Below are 4,349 nucleotides of genomic sequence, written 5' to 3'. Positions count from 1 at the left end.
GCGGCACGCGTGGCCACCGCAGCCAGCACCCGGTCCACCAGCGTGCGCACCAGCCCGGCCCGCCAGGACGTCCACGCCTTGGGGGAGGTCGCCCGGGCGTCGGCCTCGGTGAGCACGGCCAGCAGCGAGACGGCCTCCGCGCTCGGCACCCGGGCGGCGACCTCCCGCACGGTGGCGGGGTCGTCCGGGTCGCGGGTGGTGGCCGTCTGGGCCAGCAGCAGGTGCCAGCGCACCAGGGTCGCGACCAGGTCGACTGCCTCGTCGTCGAAGCCCAGCCGGGTCGCGATGCTCCGGGCGATCGGCTCACCCGCCACGCTGTGCTCGGTGAGACCCCCCTTGCCGATGTCGTGCAGCAGCGCCGAGACCATCAAGACGTCCGGTCGAGCGACCCGACGGATCAGGGCGGAGGCCTCGATGCACGTCTCCACCACGTGCCGGTCGACGGTGTAGCGGTGGATCGTGGAGGCGTGGGGCAGCAGCCGGATCCGCTCCCACTCCGGCAGTATCCCGGCCAGCGCGCCCGTCGCCTCCAGGGTCTCCCACACCCCGAGCAGGCCACGACCCGAGGCCAGCAGGCGCACCATCAGCTGGCGGGCCTCGTGGGGCCACGGCTCCGGCAGGGGTACGCCGTCGGCCACCAGGCGTGCGGCGGTGGCCGGGGCCAGGGCGAGCCCGCGCTCTGCGGCCTCCACGGCCGCGCGCAGCAGCAGCAGCGGGTCGCGCTCCGGCCTGGCGCCCGTGTCGAGCACCACCTCCCCTCCGGAGGCCGCCACCCCCGGAGCCAGCGCGACCAGCTCGGGCCGCCGCGGCCCGGAGACCGACCGGGGTCGCGCGAGCACGGCGTCGACGCGGTGCCAGGTCAGCCGGGAGAGGTGGGTGATCCGGCGGCCCAGCTCTCGCACCTGGCGCTGGGCCGCGGCCGCGTCCGTCCAGCCGCAGCCGACGGCCAGGTCCCCCCACACCTCGGGGGCGACCCGGTCGGTGGGACGGCCGGTGAGCTCGTGGAGCACGTCTCGCACGTCGAGCAGCGCGCGCCGGGAGCGTTCGAGCTCCACGTGGGGGACGTCGACCAGCCAGCTGGCGACCAGCGCCTTGAGCACGGTGGCGTCCCGCAGGCCCCCCTCGGCCTCCTTGAGGTCCGGCACCGCCGCGTGCGCCAGCTCGCCGACGAGGTCGTGGCGCGCCCGGACCAGCGTGCGCAGGGCGGGCAGCCGGTCCCGGGCCTCCCTGCGCCAGGTCGCCAGCATGGTGGTGCGCAGCCGCAGGGTCAGGTGCGGGTCACCCGCGACGTGGCGGACGTCGAGCAGGCCCAGGGCGACCTTCAGGTCACCCGAGGCCGCGGCGACCATCTGCGGGAACGTGCGCACCGCGTGGTCCAGCCGCGACCCGGCGTCCCACAGCGGGTACCACAGCTTCTCGGCCCACTGCTCCGCGCCGACGTCCTCCTCGTGGACCAGCACGAGGTCCAGGTCGGAGTGCGGGGCGAGCTCCCCACGGCCGTAGCCGCCCACGGCCACCAGGGCGACCCCCGCCTGCGGGGCCCCGCACCCGGCGTACGCCTCGACGCAGCGCGCGTCGGCGTCGGCGGTACGCCGCTCACGGCCGCTGGCGGTCATCGGGGCTCCCTGGGGGGGTGGGTGGGCAGGGGAACGCCTCCGGCGCCCGGGCGGAGGATGGGCCGGGGCGCCGGAGGCGGGTCTGTCAGATCGCGGCCTCGTCCTTCTCGCCGGTGCGTACCCGGACGACGGACTCGACGGGGCTCACCCACACCTTGCCGTCGCCGATGCGACCGGTCTGGGCGGTCTTGGCCACGATCCCGACGACGTCCTCGACGTCGGCGTCGTCGACCACGATCTCGATCCGGATCTTCGGGACCAGGGCGATGTCGTACTCCGCGCCGCGGTAGACCTCGGTGTGGCCCTTCTGCCGGCCGTACCCGGAGACCTCCGACACGGTCATCCCGGTGACCCCGAAGGTCTCCAGGGACTCCCGGACGTCGTCCCACTTGTGCGGCTTGATGACCGCGGTGATCAGCTTCATGCGTGTGCCTCTTCCTTGGAGTAGGACTTGTCGTGCGCCATCGAGCCGACCAGGGCGCCGGCGCCGCGCCGGGCGCCGCTGACGCCCAGGTCGTACGCCGCTTCGCCGTGCTCGGAGAAGTCGATGCCCTCGACCTCGGCGTCCTCGGAGATCCGCCAGCCGAGCGTGTACTTGATCGCCAGGCCGACGAGCAGGGTGGCGGCACCGGACCAGAGGATGGCGACCAGGGCGGTGAGCACCTGGATCACCAGCGGGTCGATCCCGCCGCCGTAGAACAGGCCGTCCACACCGCCGGGAGCGCTGGCGGTGGAGACGAAGCCGATGAGCACGGTGCCCACGATGCCACCCACGAGGTGGACGCCCACGACGTCGAGCGAGTCGTCGTACCCGAACCGGTACTTCAGCCCGACCGCGTAGGCACACAGTGCGCCGGCGGCCACGCCGATCAGCAGCGCGCCGTACACGTCCACCGCACCGCAGGAGGGGGTGATCGCGACCAGACCGGCGACGACGCCGGACGCGGCACCCAGCGACGTGCCCTTGCCGTCCCGGATCCGCTCGACCAGCAGCCAGGCGAGCATCGCCGCGCAGGTGGCCAGCGTGGTGTTGATCCAGGTGACACCGGTCTCGGTCATGAACTGGGCGATGTCCTTCTCGCCGCCGTCGCCCGCGACGAACACGATCGAGCCCACGTTGAAGCCGAACCAGCCGAACCACAGCAGGCCGGCGCCGATCATGGTCAGGGTCAGGTTGTGGGGCTTCATCGGCTCCTTGCCGAACCCCTTGCGGGTACCGATCAGCAGCACGAGCACCAGGCCGGCGACACCGGCGTTGATGTGCACCACCGTGCCGCCCGCGTAGTCCTGCGGCACGACGTTGGCGATGCCGTCGGCGAAGCCGTACAGCCGTGCCGCGAGCCCGTCAGGGTTCAGCCCGGACAGGAAGCCGCCGCCCCACACCATGTGGGAGAGGGGGAAGTACGAGAGCGTGATCCACAGCGGCACGAAGAGCAGCCACGCGGAGAACTTGACCCGGTCCGCGATCGCGCCGCTGATCAGCGCCGCGGTGATGACCGCGAAGGTCATCTGGAACGCCACGAAGACGTAGCTTTCGTAGTCCACGCCGTCGAGGCCGAACGCGGTGAACGGGTTGGCGAAGAGCGTCCCGATGTCGGTGCCGGCGTAGGACATCGACCAGCCCCACAGGACGTAGACGATGCCGACGACGCCCATGGCGGTGAACGACATCATCATCATGTTCAGCACGGACTTCGAGCGGCTCATCCCGCCGTAGAACAAGGCCAGCGCCGGAGTGGTCATCATCAGGACGAGCGAGGATGAGATCAACATCCAGGTGTAGTAGCCGTCCACGGAACCTCCAGGATTCAGGTGGTCTCAGGCGGTGCCGGGCTCCGACGGCAGTGTCGGGCCAGGGGTCCGCCCCATCCCCCGAAGCCTCCGACGGCCACGTTTCGCCGTGCGGCGCCGCGTGTTTCGGGCAGGAAACGTCTCGGGCGGGCGTGTTACGCCTCTGTGAACGCAGGGGCGCGTGGCCGACCGTAGGCTGGGCGCAGCGGTCGGGCGCGCCACCGGAGGAGCGGCCGGGCGCAGCGACCCGACGACGAGGGGCACAGATGCGGATCCGCCGGAAGGCTCGCCCGGCGACCCGGGATCGGGTCCCGGCGGAGCGGCCCCGGGTCCTCGCCGAGCTCGTCGGGTCGGGGGTGTTCGACCTGGCCCACTACGAGGCGCAGACCGGGGAACCGTTCGCCGGCGAGCACGACGCCGCGGCCCACTACCTGGCCCGGGGCGCTGCCGCCCGGCTCACGCCGAACCCGCTGCTCGACGTCGCGTCGCTGCCCCCGGGTCTGGCGACCCGGGTGGCCGAGGGACGGGTGGGCGCACTGCTCCGGTACCTGCGCGGACGGGGACTGGAGAGGTCGTTGGGCCCGCTGTTCGACGCCCGCGCGCTCTCGGTGTCCCGAGCCGCGGCCGAGGCGCACCCGGGCGGTGCGCTCGGGCTGTTCCTCCAGGACGCCGACGACGACAGTCCGCTGCCCGGGTGTCCCGCGGTCACCCTCGGGCGGGCCCGCCGGGAGATGAAGGCCCACGCCGCCTCACTGAGCGTCTGGGGCGAAGCCGCCGCGGCTCCCGGGCCGGGCTGGGACGACGTGGTGCAGGCACTCCCGTCGCGGGCGGCGGGCCGCACCTCGGTGGTGATCGCGACCCTGGACGACTGGGCACGTCCGGAGACCGCCGCGACGCGCGTCCTGGAGTCGGCGGCGGCCGGTGCCGTGGAGGTGCTGGTGG

4 protein-coding genes are annotated in these 4,349 nt (G+C 73.3%); 1 reads left to right on the top strand and 3 read right to left on the bottom strand.

Annotation, left to right across the window (positions count from 1 at the left end):
- From PLP61_RS15210 to PLP61_RS15200, 3 genes are all read right to left on the bottom strand, one after another.
- Positions 1 to 1,616 (bottom strand): [protein-PII] uridylyltransferase (locus PLP61_RS15210; protein ID WP_324503604.1); only part of this gene is annotated, 1,616 nt, incomplete at its 3' end.
- Positions 1,617 to 1,701: 85 nt separating this feature from the next.
- Positions 1,702 to 2,040: a P-II family nitrogen regulator gene (locus PLP61_RS15205; RefSeq protein ID WP_324503603.1), complete on the bottom strand. Its 339-nt coding sequence runs from the start codon at positions 2,038 to 2,040 to the stop codon at positions 1,702 to 1,704.
- Positions 2,037 to 3,389: an ammonium transporter gene (locus PLP61_RS15200; RefSeq protein WP_324503602.1), complete on the bottom strand. Its 1,353-nt coding sequence runs from the start codon at positions 3,387 to 3,389 to the stop codon at positions 2,037 to 2,039. Before PLP61_RS15200 ends, PLP61_RS15205 begins: the two co-directional genes overlap by 4 nt.
- Before the next feature lie 284 nt (positions 3,390 to 3,673).
- On the opposite strand from PLP61_RS15200, the gene PLP61_RS15195 reads away from it, so the two are divergent.
- A partial coding sequence (locus tag PLP61_RS15195) for a hypothetical protein (protein WP_324503601.1) occupies positions 3,674 to 4,349 on the top strand: 676 nt, incomplete at its 3' end.

It is taken from the genome of Nocardioides sp. (assembly GCF_035429765.1).
In the GTDB taxonomy this organism is placed as follows: Bacteria; Actinomycetota; Actinomycetes; order Propionibacteriales; family Nocardioidaceae; genus Nocardioides.
This window is presented reverse-complemented; position numbering and strand designations above follow the sequence as displayed.

Excerpts from the sequence above, each read along its gene's own strand:
- PLP61_RS15205 (WP_324503603.1), bottom strand. The coding sequence starts at position 2,040 with ATGAAGCTGATCACCGCGGTCATCAAGCCGCACAAGTGGGACGACGTC.
- PLP61_RS15200 (WP_324503602.1), bottom strand. The coding sequence starts at position 3,389 with ATGTTGATCTCATCCTCGCTCGTCCTGATGATGACCACTCCGGCGCTG.